The sequence below is a fragment of the Acinetobacter sp. neg1 genome (assembly GCF_000788125.1).
GTDB lineage: Bacteria > Pseudomonadota > Gammaproteobacteria > Pseudomonadales > Moraxellaceae > Acinetobacter > Acinetobacter vivianii.
The window spans coordinates 73,464-92,539 of sequence record NZ_JSZD01000007.1; the positions used below are offsets into that span (position 1 = coordinate 73,464).

General features: G+C 38.9%; 18 protein-coding genes. 9 read left to right on the forward strand and 9 right to left on the reverse strand.

What is annotated here, in order from left to right:
* The first annotated feature begins 12 nt into the window (after window positions 1–12).
* Complete coding sequence (locus PJ15_RS07140; protein WP_004775537.1) at window positions 13–939, forward strand: branched-chain amino acid transaminase; 927 nt, start codon at window positions 13–15, stop codon at window positions 937–939.
* A gap of 173 nt (window positions 940–1,112) precedes the next feature.
* Window positions 1,113–1,868: a hypothetical protein gene (locus PJ15_RS07145; protein ID WP_047429311.1), complete on the forward strand. Its 756-nt coding sequence runs from the start codon at window positions 1,113–1,115 to the stop codon at window positions 1,866–1,868.
* 89 nt (window positions 1,869–1,957) lie between these two features.
* On the opposite strand, the gene PJ15_RS07150 is transcribed toward PJ15_RS07145, so the two are convergent.
* The 3 genes from PJ15_RS07150 to PJ15_RS07160 are packed head-to-tail and all read right to left on the reverse strand — an operon-like array spanning window position 1,958 to window position 5,069.
* On the reverse strand, window positions 1,958–2,983 hold the full coding sequence (locus tag PJ15_RS07150) for an NAD-dependent epimerase (protein WP_047429313.1): 1,026 nt from the start codon (window positions 2,981–2,983) through the stop codon (window positions 1,958–1,960).
* The gene (locus tag PJ15_RS07155) at window positions 2,980–4,149 is read right to left on the reverse strand and encodes a nucleotide sugar dehydrogenase (RefSeq protein ID WP_004775531.1); all 1,170 of its coding nucleotides are present in this window, start codon (window positions 4,147–4,149) and stop codon (window positions 2,980–2,982) included. The genes PJ15_RS07150 and PJ15_RS07155 overlap by 4 nt, the downstream gene beginning before the upstream one ends.
* A 35-nt stretch (window positions 4,150–4,184) precedes the next feature.
* Window positions 4,185–5,069 carry an ATP-grasp fold amidoligase family protein gene (locus PJ15_RS07160; protein WP_005259575.1) on the reverse strand — a complete coding sequence of 295 codons (885 nt, stop codon included), beginning with the start codon at window positions 5,067–5,069 and terminating at the stop codon, window positions 4,185–4,187.
* A gap of 376 nt (window positions 5,070–5,445) precedes the next feature.
* On the opposite strand from PJ15_RS07160, the gene PJ15_RS07165 reads away from it, so the two are divergent.
* The 3 genes from PJ15_RS07165 (at window position 5,446) to PJ15_RS07175 (ending at window position 8,193) form a co-directional block, all read left to right on the forward strand.
* Window positions 5,446–6,444 (forward strand): Stealth CR1 domain-containing protein, encoded by a 999-nt coding sequence (locus PJ15_RS07165; protein WP_047429315.1) that lies wholly within the window; start codon window positions 5,446–5,448, stop codon window positions 6,442–6,444.
* 3 nt (window positions 6,445–6,447) lie between these two features.
* The gene (locus tag PJ15_RS07170) at window positions 6,448–7,206 is read left to right on the forward strand and encodes a glycosyltransferase family 25 protein (RefSeq protein ID WP_047429317.1); all 759 of its coding nucleotides are present in this window, start codon (window positions 6,448–6,450) and stop codon (window positions 7,204–7,206) included.
* Window positions 7,207–7,281: 75 nt separating this feature from the next.
* Window positions 7,282–8,193, forward strand: a complete 912-nt coding sequence (locus PJ15_RS07175) for a glycosyltransferase family 32 protein (protein ID WP_047429319.1) — start codon at window positions 7,282–7,284, stop codon at window positions 8,191–8,193.
* Window positions 8,194–8,211: 18 nt separating this feature from the next.
* Here the strand turns inward: PJ15_RS07175 and PJ15_RS07180 are convergent, their stop codons facing one another.
* Together PJ15_RS07180 and PJ15_RS07185 are read right to left on the reverse strand one after the other, a co-directional pair.
* Window positions 8,212–9,108 (reverse strand): lipopolysaccharide biosynthesis protein, encoded by an 897-nt coding sequence (locus PJ15_RS07180; RefSeq protein ID WP_047429321.1) that lies wholly within the window; start codon window positions 9,106–9,108, stop codon window positions 8,212–8,214.
* Between the two features lie 78 nt (window positions 9,109–9,186).
* Window positions 9,187–10,089, reverse strand: a complete 903-nt coding sequence (locus PJ15_RS07185; RefSeq protein ID WP_047429323.1) for a glycosyl transferase — start codon at window positions 10,087–10,089, stop codon at window positions 9,187–9,189.
* A gap of 115 nt (window positions 10,090–10,204) precedes the next feature.
* Between PJ15_RS07185 and PJ15_RS07190 the strand changes: the two genes are divergently transcribed.
* The 4 genes from PJ15_RS07190 (at window position 10,205) to PJ15_RS07205 (ending at window position 15,010) form a co-directional block, all read left to right on the forward strand.
* A complete protein-coding gene (locus PJ15_RS07190; RefSeq protein ID WP_047429325.1) occupies window positions 10,205–12,172 on the forward strand; it encodes an HAD-IA family hydrolase in 1,968 nt (655 codons plus the stop codon).
* Between the two features lie 333 nt (window positions 12,173–12,505).
* Complete coding sequence (locus PJ15_RS07195; RefSeq protein WP_081402759.1) at window positions 12,506–13,303, forward strand: glycosyltransferase family 25 protein; 798 nt, start codon at window positions 12,506–12,508, stop codon at window positions 13,301–13,303.
* The gene (locus tag PJ15_RS07200; RefSeq protein ID WP_047429329.1) at window positions 13,300–14,073 is read left to right on the forward strand and encodes a glycosyltransferase family 25 protein; all 774 of its coding nucleotides are present in this window, start codon (window positions 13,300–13,302) and stop codon (window positions 14,071–14,073) included. The genes PJ15_RS07195 and PJ15_RS07200 overlap by 4 nt, the downstream gene beginning before the upstream one ends.
* Before the next feature lie 130 nt (window positions 14,074–14,203).
* The gene (locus tag PJ15_RS07205) at window positions 14,204–15,010 is read left to right on the forward strand and encodes a glycosyltransferase family 25 protein (RefSeq protein WP_005259560.1); all 807 of its coding nucleotides are present in this window, start codon (window positions 14,204–14,206) and stop codon (window positions 15,008–15,010) included.
* Between the two features lie 36 nt (window positions 15,011–15,046).
* Here the strand turns inward: PJ15_RS07205 and PJ15_RS07210 are convergent, their stop codons facing one another.
* From PJ15_RS07210 to PJ15_RS07225, 4 genes are all read right to left on the reverse strand, one after another.
* A complete protein-coding gene (locus PJ15_RS07210; RefSeq protein WP_047429331.1) occupies window positions 15,047–15,910 on the reverse strand; it encodes a lysophospholipid acyltransferase family protein in 864 nt (287 codons plus the stop codon).
* A gap of 11 nt (window positions 15,911–15,921) precedes the next feature.
* A complete protein-coding gene (locus PJ15_RS07215; RefSeq protein WP_004775503.1) occupies window positions 15,922–16,137 on the reverse strand; it encodes a hypothetical protein in 216 nt (71 codons plus the stop codon).
* 125 nt (window positions 16,138–16,262) lie between these two features.
* Window positions 16,263–18,044 (reverse strand): aspartate--tRNA ligase, encoded by a 1,782-nt coding sequence (gene aspS / locus PJ15_RS07220; protein WP_005226864.1) that lies wholly within the window; start codon window positions 18,042–18,044, stop codon window positions 16,263–16,265.
* Window positions 18,045–18,188: 144 nt separating this feature from the next.
* Window positions 18,189–18,959, reverse strand: coding sequence for a DUF4184 family protein (locus PJ15_RS07225; protein ID WP_047429334.1), 771 nt, complete (start codon window positions 18,957–18,959; stop codon window positions 18,189–18,191).
* Between the last annotated feature and the right edge of the window lie 117 nt (window positions 18,960–19,076).

Genomic DNA, 19,076 nt, shown 5'->3' on the forward strand with positions numbered 1-19,076 from the left:
GGAGTATGTGCGATGAGTTTGGCTGATCGTGATGGTTTTATTTGGCAAGATGGAAAATTGGTTGATTGGCGTGATGCAAAAATTCACGTCCTGACTCACACATTACACTACAGTATGGGTGTCTTCGAAGGCGTCAGAGCTTATGAAACACCGAATGGTACCGCAATCTTCCGTTTGCAAGATCACACTAAGCGCTTATTAAATTCAGCAAAAATTTATCAAATGAATGTTCCATTTGATCAAGCGACATTAGAACAAGCACAAATTGATGTTGTGCGTGAAAATAAACTGGCTTCTTGCTACTTACGTCCACTGATCTGGATTGGTTCTGAAAAGCTTGGCATTGCAGCGACAGAAAACACCATTCATGCAGCAGTTGCGGCATGGGGTTGGGGTGCATATTTAGGTGAAGAGGCAATGGCACGTGGTATTCGTGTAAAAACCTCTTCATTCACGCACCATCACCCTAACGTGACCATGTGTAAAGCAAAAGCATGTGGTAACTATACGGTATCAATTCTGGCACATCAGGAAGTTGCACGTTCAGGTTATGACGAAGCAATGTTGCTTGACCCACAAGGCTTTGTTTGCCAAGGTGCGGGTGAGAACGTATTCCTGATCAAAGATGGTGTATTACATACACCTGATCTGGCTGGTGGTGCACTTGAAGGGATTACCCGTCAAACAGTTATTACCATTGCCAAAGATTTGGGTTATGAAGTGGTTGAGCGCCGTATCACGCGTGATGAATTCTACATTGCAGATGAAGCATTCTTTACAGGTACAGCGGCTGAAGTCACGCCAATTCGTGAATACGATGACCGTGAAATCGGTTGTGGTTCACGTGGCCCGATTACCACTGAAATCCAGAAGACTTTCTTTGATGCGGTTCAAGGCCGTAATGAGAAATATGCACACTGGTTAACTTATATCAAATAAGTTCAAATCAGCGAAAAGGCGGAGCTTAGGCTTCGCTTTTTTATTGACGAATTAATAGTAAAAAAAAGCCTAGGCTCTATGCTAAGATGGCAATATATTCAGTGCATATGTCTGAACGTTTTTAAGTTTTATCTAAAGCGGGACAGCATATCTCAAGCAATTAAGGTTATCAGATGGTAGATATTCAACAAGATTCGGCAACTCCTGAAGACAATGTCATTTTGTGTATGAAATGGGGAACCAAATATGGTGCCGAGTACGTTAACCGTCTCTATAACATGGTTAAACGTCATCTGACTTTGCCATTTAAAATGGTCTGTTTGACTGACCGTACTGAAGGGATTGATCCTAATATTCAATGTTTTCCGATTCCATCACTAGATCTACCTGAGGGTAGCCCTGAACGGGGCTGGAACAAGCTTTCGACCTTTGAACCTGATTTATATGGTTTAAAAGGCAATGCGCTGTTTATCGATCTGGACGTGGTGATTGTTGATAATATTGATTGCTTCTTTCAGGCCGAAGGTGAGTTTTTGGTGATTCATGACTGGAAACGTCCATGGCGGATTACCGGCAATAGTTCAGTGTATCGTTTTAAACTGGGTGCTTTCCCTGACGTTCTGCCATATTTCCGTGAGAACTTTAATGAAATCCGCGAGAAGTTCCGTAACGAGCAGGAATATCTGTCTTGGTTTATGCACAAAGAAGGCAAGCTCAGCTATTGGGACAAAGACTGGTGTAAGAGTTATAAATACCATTGTTTAAGAAAAGTTCCTTTTGCTTACTTCCAGCCGCCTGTTAAGCCTAAAGGCGCAAAAATTATTATTTTCCATGGCGAGATCAATCCACCTGATGCGATCAGTGGTGGAGGCGGTAAATGGTATCGTTATGTCTTGCCATCTGACTGGATCAAAGAATCTTGGCAGTAAGCTAAATAGGTGTCATTGCTAAAATTAGTGATGATAGCAATAAAAAAATCAGGCGCTTTGCCTGATTTTTTTGCATTTAGGGTGCTTACTTAAATGTTGTGATACTGACGATACCAATCCACAAAGTTTTTCACGCCGTCCACAACCGAGGTTGCTGGCTTATAATTAACATAGTCTTCCAGTGCTGAACTATCTGCAAAGGTATCAGGGACATCACCAGGCTGAAGCGGAAGCAGGTCTAAAATCGCTTCTTTGCCAGCAGCTTTTTCAATCGCCTGAATATATTCAATCAACTTCACGGTGCGATTGTTGCCAATGTTGAAAATTCTAAATGGCGCATTGCTGGTTGCAGGGTTTGGATGATTGCTGTCCCAGTTTTCGTCCGGTGTCGCAATCTTGTCGCTGGTACGGATAATCCCTTCCACAATATCATCGATATAGGTGAAGTCACGGGTATGGTTGCCATGATTAAATACTGGAATCGGCTTACCTTCAAAAATATGCTTGGTGAACTTAAAGAGTGCCATATCTGGACGTGTCCACGGCCCGTATACCGTAAAGAAACGTAGACCTGTCGTTGGAAGTTTAAATAAATGGCTGTAGCTATGTGCCATCAATTCATTGGCACGTTTGGTCGCTGCATAAAATTGTAGGGGGTGGTCAACGCCATGCTGTTCGCTAAATGGCATGGTAGTATTAGCCCCATACACGCTACTGGTGCTTGCATAGGTCAGGTGAGGTGTTTCTGCGTAGCGACATGCTTCCAAGATATTGGTAAAGGCAATCAGGTTGCTTTCCACATAGCTATGCGGATTCTCAAGCGAGTAACGCACGCCTGCTTGTGCGGCTAAATGGATAACACGATCAAAAGCATGTTCTTTAAAACACTGATCAACCACTGCTTTATTGGCCAGGTTTTCTCTGATCAGTGTGAAGCTGCCTGTATCACTCTTTTCAGCCACTTGTTGTAATTGTTTGACGCGAGCTTCTTTAAGGCTAGGATCATAATAATCATTAAAATTATCAAAACCGACCACATCATCACCGCGTTCAAGCAGTTTTTGTGCAACACTAAAGCCGATGAATCCAGCAGCGCCTGTGACTAGAACTTTCATTCATCGCCTCCAAAAATATCTCGTGTATAAACTTTATCTTGTACATCTAGCAATTCATTGGAGAGACGATTGGCAATAATCACATCACATGATTGCTTGAATTCGTTTAGATCCTGCGTAACTTTCGATTTAAAGAAGCTATCTTCGTGAAAGGTTGGCTCGTAAATAATGATTTCAATACCTTTGGCTTTCAGGCGTTTCATCACGCCTTGAATTGCAGAGGCACGGTAATTGTCAGAACCGCTTTTCATTACCAGACGATAAATACCGACCGTACTTGGATTCCTTGCGATAATTGAATCGGCAATAAAATCTTTACGGGTACGGTTGGCATCTACAATCGCTTTGATCAGGTTACTTGGAACATTGTTATAGTTTGCGAGTAACTGCTTGGTATCTTTTGGTAGGCAATAGCCGCCGTAACCAAACGATGGATTGTTATAATGACTGCCAATACGTGGATCTAGACAGACCCCGTCAATCACTTGCTTGGTGTCTAAACCGAAACTTTGCGCGTAGGTGTCCAGTTCATTGAAGAAAGCAACACGCATGGCCAGATAGGTATTGGCGAACAGCTTAATCGCTTCAGCTTCGGTTGAATGGGTCAAAAGTACAGGAATATCCTGTTTGATTGCACCCTCTACCAGTAAGTCTGCAAATTGCTGGGCACGTTCAGATTGCTCTCCAACAATGATGCGGGATGGGTAGAGATTATCGTGCAGTGCTTTGCCTTCACGTAAAAATTCAGGCGAAAAAATAATATTTTCAGTCTGGTATTTGTTTTTAACGTGCTCGGTAAAACCTACAGGAACGGTTGATTTAACAATCATGGTCGCGGCAGGATTAATCGCGAGCACATCCTGAATCACACTCTCAACACTTTGTGTATTGAAGTAATTGGTCTGTGGATCGTAATCGGTAGGTGTTGCAATAATAATAAAATCAGCATTTTGAAAAGCGTGTTGCTTGTCGGTTGTCGCTGTAAAATTTAAGTTTTTTTCTTTTAAAAATAGCGAAATATCATGATCTTGAATCGGTGATACTTTATTGTTTAGTAGTTCTACCTTGCTTTCTAAGATATCAAGTGCAATGGTCTCATGGTGTTGTGCAAATAGCATCGCATTTGACAACCCCACATATCCAGTTCCAGCAATAGCTATTTTCATAAGTACCTAACAGATTCGAAATACATGATGGACGGTTAATAGGATAGCCAGAGTGAGCCGAGTTTTAAATCCCATTCTACTGGTGTGATCACCATTCGTCCTGCATTTGGGGTGAGTGTAATTTCACTGAAGTAAACGTGATCCTGAGATAATAAGAAATCTACTCGACTATAACCATACGCAAAACAGAGTTTTTCTGACAATTCGATAATATTTTTCAATTGTGGTGGCTTGGCTAAAGCATCTGGTGAGTTATCTTTCAGGTCGACACGAAATGGCTGTAAGTTCCATTCAGTATCATACATGTTTGAATAGTCATTACCTTGGGTATCTTGTACATCAATTTCCAGATATTCTGGACGCCCTTCAAAACAGTGAACACGACAGGTGGTAATGACTGACTGGGTTGCTGGATCGACATATAAATCAACATATTGTTCAATCAGAATTTTGGGGCAAATGTCTTTGTAGTGCCATTCGCGTTTTCTGAAATACATGTTCTTTTTCAAGTGGTCTTTGATTTTCGCCTTGACCGTGGTGACATCAAGTTTGCTTTTATCACGGCAAATCTTGGCACTACCACTGTCATGGGTACATTTCAGCACAAACTGGTTAGGTAGTTGCTCAAAATCGATTTCATCAGCACAGCCATAGACGCCAACCAAAGGAACCAAATAGTCATTTCCTACTTTTGCTGAAATTAAATCTCTGACAGCACATTTATCTGCCAGTTTAGTCAATAACGGACTTCTTTCGTAGATCATGCGCGCCGTGACTTTTTCATTAAAGCTTTTGGGCGCGCCAAAGTCGGGTGTATAGCCCAACTTACACATAAAACGTTTGGTGAGATACTTTTTATCTGAGACAAATTTAGTTCTAATTACTTTTGCTTGATATTCAAAATAGTCATAGTTAATCATTTTAAAAAAAGGTTTAATCGCATAAAAGTAGTCGATAATTATAGTAAAAATGCTTAAATTCGTCTAATTAAAATGTAATATATTTTTTTACTAACTGATTCCAAAAGGTTTGATTTTGTTAAAGATTGTGAGTTTTAAGCTGATGTTCATGTACAGGAAAAATACGATAAGAAGATAGATGGCATGCTTCATCTAAGACAGTAAAATACTGAATAAATATAATATATTGATTTATATGGAATGATTGACTTGTTCGCTCTGGAAGCTATTACGAAAAGAGGCTGACGGTAAATAGATCAGTGGTGTTATCATAGGTCATTAGATTAAACATCTTTAGCCGTATTTTCGGGCTTTCTAATTGTTTAAGAGTGAATTGATGAGTGAAATGATGCAACCGGTTGATGTGGTGATTGCCTGGGTAGACGGTAATGATCCAAAGTTAAAGCAAAAACGCCTCCAGTATCAGGGTAAAAAACAAGCTTCTGATGCAGTGAGTGATACCCGCTTTGCCAGTAACCATGAAATTTATTATAACGTTGCATCGATTTTAAAGTACGTTCCATTTTGCCGTCATATTTACATTGTGACGGATGCTCAGCAACCACAATGGATTGATGACTTCGTAACAGATGGCATTTGTAAGGCAGGCAAGATTCGTATTGTTGACCATCGTGAAATTTTTGCTGGTTATGAACAATATCTTCCGACCTTTAATACCCGTTCCATTGAAACCATGTTATGGAATATTCAGGGCTTATCGGATTACTTTTTCTATTTAAATGATGACTTTTTCTTTAATGCGCCTGCGCAACTAGAAGATATTGTTATCGATCAGAAAATGGTGATTTACGGACATTGGCAAAGTAGTTTTGTGCTTAAGGCCAAGCTCTGGTATCGCCAATTATTAAACCAGTATTTTGCCAAGCCGATTCAACCCAAACATATGATTGCGCAAATGTTAGGGGCGGATAGACTTGGGTTTAAAAAGTTTTTTGAAATTCACCATTATCCACATGCAGTGGATCGTAAAATACTCCAAGACTATTTGCTTGCTCATCCTGAGTTTCTGGAAAAACAGATTCAGTATAAATTCCGCAGTGTAGAACAAATTAACCCGATTTCATTGATGAATCACTTAAAAATTAAGTCTAATGAGGCCGTGTTAAAACCTGATCTTGAAATTGCTTATTTGAAAAATGAAGGCAGTTTAAACAGTTTCTTGCAAAGCTTGGGCAATGAACAGATTAAATATGGTTGTATGCAAAGTCTGGATCAGTTAAGTGATACAGCCGCCCAGCAGATTTATCATGCTTTAAATCAGAAATTGGTGGGCTACTTACCACACGTTTTATTGGCTCAAACAGCCGAAGGATAAATAATGAAAGTCGTAACTTATCTGATTAATCTGGATGGTAGTGATCAACGTCTGGCGAGTGCAACAGCACAGTTACAGCAACAAGATTGGCCATTTATTCGTTTTTCTGCCTACGATGGTCGTGGCAAAGCGCTCTCTGAGTTTAAACAATATGATGATGCCGAGGCGCAACGGATTTTGGGCCGTAGCCTAATCAACTCAGAGCTGGGTTGCTATTTGAGCCATTATGGTTGTGTCGAAAAATTCCTCGAAACAGACGCCGATTATCTGGTGGTGTTAGAAGATGATATACATGTTCTACCGAACTTTAAAAATAATCTGCAATCACTTCTCAATTATCTAGATCAGCATAAAACGCTGGACTGGTATGTCGTGAATCTGGCGGCGAAAAAGAAGAAACTTGCCAAGGATATTGTTCAGATGGAGCATTATAACTTGTGGCATGCCTACTATTTCCCGATCCGTGGTGTGGGGTTGGTCTGGTCAAGAAAAGGCGCTGAGGAGTTTGTCAGACTCGGGAAAGAGATTCATGTCCCTGTCGATATTTTCTTTCAAGGCTGGCTCAGTAAAAATGGAAAAGGGCTTGGGGTCTGGCAGCCGTTTGTGAAACCTGCTGGTCTGGACAGTGATATTCTGGGCACGGTTGCCACACAGGGAATTCAGCGTAAAGATCTGGAAAAGCGTGATGCTTCTCATGGCTTAAAAAAACAGAAACGTATGTGGCGTGATCGTTTTTACGCATTCAAGCATCTTTACTTTTAATTAACATTGTCGAGGTAAATCACTTCAGCGCAAAGGTGAATTGAAGTGATTTAAAAATATGGCTGAGTGACCTGTATGAAAATATTTAAAAAAATATTCTATCTCTTGAAGTTCTATACGATGTATTCGAATAAAAAGAGAGGGGTGAATGAAGCCATAGACAATGAAGCTGATCTGATCATCCTTAATCCAACAAGTGTTGATGCGATCATCCCAAAGAAAATCTGGATGTATTGGGAAGGGCCACTGGCTGGATTTGTGGAAAAATGTGTTGAACAGGTTAAAAAAACCAATCCTGATTATGAGGTTCATTTTCTCACACCAGATACAGTGAAAAGCTTTTGTGATATTGATTTTGGTCGCTTCCCCAAGGCAACACCACAACAAAAGGCCGATTTACTCCGTTTTGAATTGATTTATCAATATGGTGGTATTTGGTTAGATGCCAGTACGATTGTCTATGAGTCTTTAGACTGGATTCAGGATCTGGTTAAAAAGACCCAGACCAATAGTTTTGCTTATTATCGTGCCAAGAACACGACCATCAAAACTTCTCCTGTTTTAGAAAACTGGTTGTTGGCAAGTGCTGCAAAAAATCCATTTTTTAAGTACTGGTTTGATGAACTGGTTACGGCGATTGAATTAACGCCCAAAGCTTATCTGCAAAAACTCAAAGAAACCGAACCTGATTATCAGGACTTGATTCAGCACATTGGCCGGCTGGAATATCTAGTGGCGTATGTGGCTTGTCAGAAAGTGATGCGTAATGATTTACCAAGTATGTGCTTAATTAACTGCGATAAGAATGCGCTGTATTTTCAGGTCAAGCACCAATGGGTCAAAGAAAAAGTACTTATTGATATGGCAATTCACTATCCACCTGCTGAAATGCCAAAACTGATCAAGCTTGCAGGTAAGGAAAGAAAAACCCTGAGTCATTATTATGAAAAAGGGATGTATCTGGAAGGTTCATTACTCGATATCTAAAACAAGATCTGTCATAGTTTAAAGCAAGGTTTTTGGATCAATCTTCTCAAAGGCATGTACGGCGCTGGTTTGAGATAGATTAAAAACTTTAATCTCTTTTTCTTGAAACAGCGTTGCAGCAACATCGAAGGCTTGAAATACCTCGTTAACATGGCGGTTTAAGGTGGTGGGTTGTTGTCGTTCACTACTTTCGTAAAAACGCGGCTGTGTGAAATTGTTCATATCCAAACCAGCAATATAAATTTCTTTATAACTTAGGTTGTAGATCACCTGAAGAGCCACATAAGCTACCGTAAAGTAGTCGAAGGTTCCTTTGAAAATATCTTGTGAAAATCCAAAACCATTCTGAATAAAAAAATCTTTTTCATTTTGATCGAAATACTTTGCGCGATCTAAAAAAACTTCAGTGACATTATCTGTAATGGTTTCAATCGTCTTGATCTGACAGCGAATATCTTCTATCGGAACTTGTCTGAGAATTATATCTAGACAACGTGGTGTCGTGAAAAATGTACATTCTGTATTCAGGACTTTCTGAACAAGATCAAAGCGACAGCCAACAAAGTTATGATCGATAATGATATAGCTGGAAAATTTGATTGAATCAAATGCGATTGCGCCGTTGACACCAATATAATCAATGTCAGTACGATGCAAAATTTCGCGATCTAGTTGCTGAATAGATGGGCCAGCCGCCACTAGCATGCATTTCTTATGGTTAATCTGCTGTGGTGCAAGATTATCAGAAACTAATTGTTTTTTATAATAAATCTGTTCAATACGATGGTATTGATCTCTTGTTACGCTATAAAGAGGCCAGTAACGGCGGTTATGCTTTGCCGCTTTGGGAAAGAAAATTTTATAAATTAATTTATAAATACTTCTGGAAATAGAACCTGAGAAGAAGTGGATCATTTAAAAAAACCATTTATAAAATATCATCAAGAACAATGGAACTAGATGCCCGTGGGAGACAATCTAGTTCCATTTATATTAGTCATCTAAAGAAAAACTTTTCTTTTTAAACTTAGCTTTTAGATTATGTAGAGAACGGGCAAACCAGTTTTTATCTTCAGGACGTGTCACTTTGTTTCCACGATAATGAATTTGAGTGGCTTTAGAAAAATCACCAAATGGTTCAATCTGATAATTTTCTGGACGATAGCCCGCTGCTAATGCTTCTTCATAATATTGATCAAAGAGCTGTGTCAGATCACTTCTCGGATGAGGCATGATTTTACCGTCGAACCAGTGTTTTTGACCTGAAGCTTCTAAGCGTGGTAAAGAATATTTATGGCTGAACTGAGTTCCCATATCTGAATAATGAAGAATTTTGATCTGTTCAATCGCTAATTCTTCTCCATCAATATTGTTGTACGAATCTTGATAAGGCTGAACCAGTTTCGGTTTATCTTTTAGCAAGCGCATCAATTTTTTGTGGCTTTCTGGATCTGCCTGTATTTCTTTTAATGGCGGTAGATATGCTTTCGCCTTTTCGCAGTCCCAGACACAGGTACACAATCGGGCAGCGTTCTTACCACCTTTGGCAATCACCATGGCATCGTCTTTTTTAGGATGTGCCCATAACTCTGCGATATCGCATAACACGACCACATCAGCATCCATATAAATGGCACGGCCCTGAAAATTACATGACTCTGGAATTGCCCATCTAAAACCTGAAAAAGGAGTCGCCCAATGCTCAGTATGCCAGCCTTCACCCGTCTGTTGATTGGTATACCATGGACTATTTGGATCGTGGCTGAGCTGCATCCATATGATTTCAACGGGATGTTTGGTATGCTTGCGGACACTATAGTCCAGTATCATCATTTGTTCTAGATCACAGTTATTGGGATCGCAACCGACAAAAATTTTAATTGTGGAGTTAGACATTCCTAGCTTCCATCTTTAAGGCTGTATTCATAATTATAGTCTAAAAAGAGTGACGATTTTTGAAATATTTCTCTGGTCATGATGAGTTTGTAAAGTGTTTATGTGAGGCAATGTAGTGATAACAAATACATTTATTGAAAAAACCAAAAAAAAGATTGCCAGAGCTGAAGTTGTTTCTTTTGATATATTTGATACTTTGTTATTACGTCCATATCTCTCTCCTCGTGATTTATTCTTACACATTGAGATTGATCAATGTCTAGAGGGATTTGCATTTGCCCGAAGAGAGGCAGAGCTGAGTGCCCGAAAGAAAAATCCTGATAAACAGGAGATTTGTTATGACGACATTTATAATGAAATTGAAGCACGTTTTGCAAGCGCAAAAGAAATTGAATTAAATTGGGAAATTATCGTTCTTCAATCGAATCCTGAGATGAAAATACTTTGGGATTATGCGCTTGAGTTAAACAAAAAAGTGATTGTCATTTCAGACATGTATCACTCATATGAAGACCTTAGTCAATTACTCATTAAAAATGAATTTCATGCTTTTGAACATCTCTATGTGTCTAGCTGCTATGGCAAAACTAAGAAAAAAGGGACCTTATTTGAACAGGTCTTTCAGGATCTACAGGTGAAGCCACAGGATATTGTACATATTGGGGACAATAAAAAGGGTGATTTTAGAACGCCAGCAAAATTAGGCATTCAGGCAATTTTATATAAACAGGTTGCACATCAGTTTTTAGCTGTAAATGAGCGAGCAAGACGATTTACTGAACAGAATATCCCAAGTTTAGGCATAAGTATTCTGGTGGCCATGTTGGCAATAAGGTGGCGTAAGCAAACTTTGCAACAAGACAGTAGTCAATATTGGGACGACATTGGTTATGCCTATGCAGCCCCTCTGGCTTATGGTTATACCAAATGGATTGAAACAACAGCTCAGCAGAAACAACTCGACCATCTTCTATTTGTTGCTCGAGATGGATTTTTACTACAAAAAGCTTTTGAACATTTCCATTGTGGTGAGATAAAGACAAGTTATGTTTATGCACCACGTTTACTGAATCTGGTTTATCGATTGGATTATGACAAGCGTAATATTGAGCATGCCCAACCAATTGTTGATTTCTATAGCCAGAAATATGCAGATATTCGGGAGCTAAGAGATGCAAACTCTCTGATCAAAGCAAATGATTATCACGAATTTATTCAAGTACATAAGCTTAAGTTTGAGTCTTATGCCAAAGAAATGTATGCAGATTATCATGTCTATATCGATGCAATTGTGAATAAAGAGGAAAGCGTTGGTCTGATTGATAGTAAGACCGTCGCATTTACTTCACAAAAATTGTTGGAAGATGTTTTACAGCGACCAGTTCAAGGCTTCTATTGGTCAACGTTTTTACCTTATAGAACCAAGAAATATGCATTTGAGACGTTTATACCGAATAATTTAAATATACTCGATCCAAATGTATTTACTAAAAACTGGAAATTTGTGGAGCTACTTTTAAGTGCGCCTGAGTTTTCAATTCAGGGTGTTACACGAGAAGGCCAAGCAATCTATAAAGATAATTCAGGTACAGATGAGCGAATCATTAAAGATAATTATGCTCAGATTGTGCAAGGCGCTGAGGTGTTCTTTGCTGATGTAAAAGCTATGTTTGGGCAAACACCTATTTATCTTGAAGGGCAGGAGCTTGTTTCCTGGGTGAATATGTTTTGTGATCACCCTAATAGCCATGACATCAAGGAAATGGCGGAGATCAAATTGGCTGTCGATGTATCACATCGTCGTAGTGTGCCTTTATTTGCGATGAAGACTTCATGGCTAGATTTTTTAAAAAAACCCAAAGCCACTCTGAATCTGTTAAAAACTATAACGTGGAGAACACCTCTGCAATCACTTATTTTACATATGCTTAAGCCAATAAAAATAAAAAGGAAACAGACCAAGCAAATAAAAATCAACTTTTTCCCATATCTTAAAGTTCGATATTTCTTATGGACCTTATCACTGTTTAATCGGTTTTCTTTTCAATTGAGCTTAGGTGATCATAAAAAGCATAGTACTTAGGCCTGGGCTTTGTTAAGCCTGCTTCAGTATGTTGCTTTTAGGGCTCAAATTAGAGAAAGAAGCTTTACTTTTAATGCGTATTTTTGTTTAGAAAAGGACGTGTTGAGTAATCTTGGTATTAGAGCTTAATATTTAATGTTTTTTAAGTAGTTGAATTTAATTAAATTAAGCGTAACTCTTGTTTGTAAAGAATGTACTTTAAAGCTAAAAAACTATTTTTTATCCAGTACTTATGAGATTCCACCTCATCTCGATTGATGTGTATCTGAAATAATGTACATCATAATCAAAAACAAGTATTCTTAGCGCCTACAGGCATGTGGCCTAATTTGTATGAATTGTTACTATCCCGATATGAAAAAGTTTGTTGTAAGTCTCTCAAGCGCAATCGAGCGTCGTAAGCATATTTCAGCTCAATTTGAGAGACAGGGCATAGAATTTAGCTTTTTCGATGCTGTAACACCTGATATTGCAGCTTCGGATGCGCAAGCAATGAAACTCAGTGTGCATGAAAATCATATTGCTCGGGGAGAGCTTGCCTGTTTTATGAGCCATGTTCATTTATGGAAAAAAATTGTTGAGGAAGATATTCCTTACATGGCTATCTTTGAAGATGATATTCATTTGGGTGAAAAAGCAGATTTCTTTCTAAATCAATCCGATTGGATTGAGAAAGATTGGCATTTAGTCAAATTAGAAGCATTTACGCCCAAAGTAATACTTGGCCCTAAGCAGAAGCAATTTCCTCAGGAAGGGCGTGAGATCTATAAATTAACAGGTAAAAACTTAGGTACGGCAGGTTATATCCTTTCATTTGATGGGGCAAAATTTCTATTAAATGAAATTAAGAAAATGGATTATATTATTCCATTAGATAATTTTATGTTTGAATATGCTGTTAAAAATCATAATTTTATGATGTATCAAATGCAGCCTGCATTATGCATTCAAGATACCATCTTGCATTATCGTTCTACCAGTATTCAACTGAAAAGCCAGTTGACCTCTGAAAGAAAGAAAAGAATGCACGCAAACAAGGCCAACGGTTTACAAAAAATTCTGGTCGAATTATCTCGAATTACGACACAATTGAAAATTACTCTGTTTGCTCGTCGAGTGACTTTCAAGTGAAAAATTTTGTTATTAGCTTAAAATCGGCTTCTGATCGTAGAAAGCATATTGAAGAACAGTTTGGGGATAAGGGAATTGCATTTGATTTTTTTGATGCGATTGAACCTCCTCAGGTTGATCTTCAAGCTGAAAAAATTGGACTGATTCTTCGTCAGGGTGATCTCAGCCGAAATGAATTGGCATGCCTATTGAGCCATGTGTCTTTGTGGCAAAAAGTTATTGATGAAAAAATTCCTACGATCGCAATTTTTGAAGATGATGTACATTTGAGCCATGATGCAGAGCTGTTCCTAACAGATTCAAGCTGGTTGCAGTGTGATATTGTCAAGCTGGAAAAATCATATAAAAGTGTGATTCTAGACTTGGAAAAAATACAAGTTTTCAAGGATAAAGAGTTCATTTTGAGGAAGTTAAAAAAACCTCATTTAGGTGCTGCTGGCTATATCTTGTCGTATCAAGGGGCGGTGGCGCTTCTAGATTATATGAAAAGCCAAAATGAACTTGATCATGTTGATCAAATTGTTTTCCGAAAATATATTCATGAAGGCGAGCTTGGAATCTATCAATTGAATCCAGCTTTATGTATTCAGGACTATATTCTAAATCCTGAAGAACAAAAATTTAAAACCAGTCTGCAATGGCGTAATAAAGAAAAAATTAAGGTCAAAGGATTGAAGAAGTTATTGCGCGAACTGAACCGCTTTTTAACTCAGTTGAAAGAGTCTCCTTATAAAACCAAGCTAAAATTCATGAAGCGTAATAAGCTGTAAATTAGCGTTATATTGGTTTAATCAGGGCTTATTTTTGATTTCGCATAGTGCGAATATTTCCTTGTAGTTCATTTTATACTGTTTAGTTGTATAATCCTGATTTTTATTCTCAAGCATGATGGTTGTCTAAGTGAGTATTTTTGTCATTAGTTTGGATTCTGCGGTTGAGAGAAGACAACATATTGAAGCGGAATTTAAAAAATATTTAGTTGATTTCAACTTTTATGATGCAATCACCCCAGTCACATCTGACGAAGCTGCAAAAAGTGTCGAGATTGATTTAAGTCGACGTGGAGACTTAACAAAAGGGGAGGTTGCCTGTTTGTTAAGCCATGTCATGCTATGGAAAAAGATTGTTGATCTTGATCTGAAGTATATGGCTATTTTCGAAGATGATATTTATCTTGGTGAAAATATACAGAATTTTTTTAGTGATTTTTCATGGATCCCTGAAGACGTCCATATCATTAAATTAGAAGCTTTCGATAAAAAAGTTGATATGGCTTTTTTCCCAAAATTATCAAAAGATGGTAGAAGCTTATATCACCTTAAGGCGATGCATTTAGGTGGAGCTGGTTATATTTTATCAAAAGCAGCAGCTGAACATTATCTTGCACTTATTGCGAATATGCCAAAATTGGTACCTGTAGATCACATCCTGTTTGGTTGTGATGTTAAATATGGGAAGTATGAAACTTATCAAATCACTCCAGCGATTTGTGCTCAAGATTTCTATGTTTATAATAAATATGATAATTTACCAAGTCATTTGGAAGAAGACCGTTCAGTCCGCCATAGAGCTGAGAAGTTAGCCCGACTGCAACAAAAGAAGAAACTAAGTCTATCTCTAAAAGTTAAAAGAGAACTTTTCAGATTAGTTTCACAAATTTTGAAGCTGACGAAGCTCTCTGCTTATCGAACGGTAAAGTTTAAATAATTAGATTTTTATGAATCTACGTGAACTGTCTGTAATTCATTTATAGACAGTCTTATCGCCACCTCTAAACCGTTTATAACCCCACATATATTCAGCAGGAAAGCGGTTGATCATCTGTTCAACTGCTTGATTGAGTGCAGTGGTCGCAACTTCAATATCTCGATCATAGAGTGCTGGATCATTTAGATCATCGCAATACACATCAAACCCTTCACCATCCTCACGACGGAAACAACTTAATCCCACCAGACGACATTGGGTTTTTTGAGCCATTTTGCTGGCCAGTGTACTGGTCAGGCAGGGAATTCCGAAAAAAGGAACCACGACACCGCCAGAAGGATCGGGAACATGGTCAGGCAGAATCACACTGAAACCACCTTGTTTTAGATTTTTAAATAGAGCTTTGACACCCGAAGCATCTGTCGGCACTAAAGTTGCGTTGAGGCGTTGACGTGCATGCAATGCAAAAGCATTGAATCCCGAATCTTTCATGGGTTTATACATGATAGTCGGGATGCCATATTGATGTACCCATGCATTCATCATTTCCCATGTACCCAGATGCGGAGTAATGATCAGTGCACCGCGAGGATCGCTCAGCGCATCGGTCAGGACTTCCAGATGATGCACAGTATGAATCTGTTGAATGCTCCATTCGGGTGGCATTGCCCAGCATTTTCCAGATTCGATATAACTGAGACATTGTTTAGTGACGCTTTCTCTTGCAAGCCGTTCTTTCTGCTCTTGACTGAGTTCAGGATAAGCCAGTCCAAGATTGACCCTGGTTTTCCACAGCATACTTTTATTCGGGTTTTGATTGATAAAGTAAGCCGCCACTTTTGCGATACTGCGCAAAAATGGAAGGGGGAGAATACGGAGCAGAGTAGGGTAAAAAGACATTCTAATGGGGCTTATTTATCGGCGTTGCCTTTAAGCACCATATAAATCAGTGCAACAAAAATCAGTAAAGCACCTACCAGGCTACTTACGCAGAAATATAAAATACGTTGGTTGGTATCCATATTGAAAAGTTCATTTGCCAGGATGTAACGCATAAAGAACCATTGAGCAAGTGAAAACACAATAATGATAATTGTATGTCGACGTACATCACGACGCATTGCCATAAGACTGACCTCTCAATAAAAAGCAGTCTATTATGCCATTAGCGGCCATGATCTCAAAGCAAAACTAGGGATTATAAAAAAACCCTGCAGAGTGCAGGGTTTTTGTTGAAGCATAAACTCAAGGTTTATTTTTCTTCAGCTTTTGGCTTTTCGCGTAAACGAATACCCAAGTCACGCAATTGATTTGCTTCAACTGGCGCAGGTGCTTGAGTCAATGGACATTCAGCAGTCTTGGTTTTCGGGAATGCAATTACATCACGAATCGAAGATGCACCTGTCATGAGCATGATCAAACGGTCAAGACCGAATGCCAAACCACCGTGCGGAGGCGCGCCATAACGTAATGCATTGAGTAAGAAGCTGAATTTCTCTTCTGCTTCTTCTTCGCCAATACCTAAAGCTTCAAAGATTGCCTTTTGCATCTCTAAAGTATAGATACGAAGTGAACCGCCACCGATTTCAGTACCATTCAATACCATGTCGTAGGCAACAGAAAGTGCTTCACCAGGATTGTTCTTCACTTCTTCAACGCTTGATTTTGGAAGTGTGAATGGGTGGTGAACAGAGGTCCATTTGCCATCATCAGTTTCTTCAAACATTGGGAAATCAACAACCCAAAGTGGAGCCCACTCACAAGTTGCAAGATTAAGATCATGACCGATTTTCACACGAAGTGCGCCCATCGCATCGTTTACAACTTTGGCTTTATCTGCACCAAAGAACACGATGTCGCCATTCTCGGCACCAACACGTTTCAATAGATCAAGTACGATTGGCTCGATGAATTTAACGATTGGAGATTGAAGACCTTCGATGCCTTTTTCAAGTTCGTTGACTTTAATGTAAGCCAAGCCTTTCGCACCGTAGATGCCTACGAATTTGGTGTATTCATCAATTGCACTACGCGGTAATGAACCAGCACCCGGTACGCGTAAAGCAACGATACGGCCTTTAGGATCTTTTGCAGGGCCTGCGAAAACTTTGAATTCAACGTCTTGCATCAAGTCTGCAACGTCAACAAGTTTCAATGGAATACGCATATCTGGTTTGTCAGATGCATAATCACGCATTGCGTCAGCGTAAGTCATACGTTCAAACTTATCGAATTTTACATTCAATAATTCGTTGAACATTTTAACTGTTAAGCCTTCCATTAAATCCATGATGTCATCGTCACTCATGAACGATGTTTCAACGTCGATTTGGGTAAATTCAGGCTGACGATCCGCACGTAAATCTTCGTCGCGGAAACATTTAGCAATTTGGTAATAACGATCGATACCACCAACCATTAACAACTGTTTGAACAATTGTGGTGATTGTGGAAGTGCGTAGAAGCTACCATTTGAAACACGGCTTGGTACTAAATAGTCACGTGCACCTTCTGGCGTTGCGCGTGTCAAAATTGGTGTTTCAACGTCAAGGAAACCATGATCTTCAAAATAGTTACGGATCAAGTTGGTCACTTTAGAACGGAAACGTAAGCGCTCTAACATTTCTGGACGACGGATGTCCAAGAAACGGTATTTCAAACGAATTTCTTCTGAAATATTGGTATTTTCGTCATTCAACGGGAATGGCGGAGTATCAGAAGCTGCAAGAACTTCGATCTCTTTACCTAAAACTTCAATCTGGCCACTCACCATGTTGGCATTTTCAGTACCTTCATAGCGACGACGAACACGACCTGTAATTTTTAAAACAAATTCTGAACGTGCTTTATCTGCTGTTGCGAATGCTTCAGGGGTATCTGGATCGATAACAACCTGTACAAGACCATCACGGTCACGCATATCAAGGAAAATCACACCGCCATGGTCACGGCGACGATGAACCCATCCGCATAAAGTAACTGTTTGATCGATTTGGGCTTCAGTTAAAGAGCCACAGTAATGAGTGCGCATCATATTGAATTATTTATCCAAACTATATTGGCTGTAGAAGGTGAATGCGTAAACAGCGCAGCACCAATGAAGGGGAGATTATGCCTTGTTGAACGTATAGTCTCAAGTCTTAATGTTTTCAAGCGAATTTTAAACAGACGCTTTTTGTTAAAATGATTTCATACGGGCAGTCCGATCCAAAAACAAGAATAATAGACAAGCCATGGTAAAGACAGTTAAGCCAGCTTGTGTAAATTCATTAATCGATTTGCCAATAAAAAAATAACGTTCAGTATTCCAAAGATCAGTATTGATATGACGGTTATAGTCAAACACTGAAAACAGCCCATATAAGATGGAAAGGATCATACTGATGAGTGCAAATCCCTTGAGTTTAGAGGGAATGGGATGATGATGTTTATGCGTTTTATAATAATCCCAGCACATTTTTATCAAAAACGGCAAGGCAATAATTGAAGAGCCAATCTGTAAGACAAAATGTAATGGATAACTAAAGCCCCAAAATGAAATGTTATGGGCCAGAATTTCTTTAAAAGCAAATGTTCGAAAATCAAGATGGGTTAATCCATCCCAGATCAAATGTGTGCTAATTCCAATAATAAGTGCAATGCAATTCAGAAAGCTGAAAGAAATAAAATCATCCAGTGACTTGATATTTAAAGGATCTTGAATCTCAAGACAACGATAAGTCACAGGACGATAGATTAAATACCACACTAAACAAAAGCATAGGCCCAATGGCAGGTTTGGAAATAAGATACCTGCCCATTGGTGTGTTAAAGGTGTATTTTCTTGCGTAAATAATCGATAAAGATCAGGTGTCATACAGCCAATTGCCAGTGCTGCAACAGGCAAATGACCCTGACTTAATTTGGATAACGGCGGAGCGAGAACTGCATGGGAAAGTGTAAAAGGCATATCGTTGGAAAACGACCATTCATTGAATCATGGATAAGCAGTGTAGCAAATGTCCTTTGTTGCACTGTTTTTTATTGCAAATTAAATGAAATGTTATAATATAACAAAAAATAACGA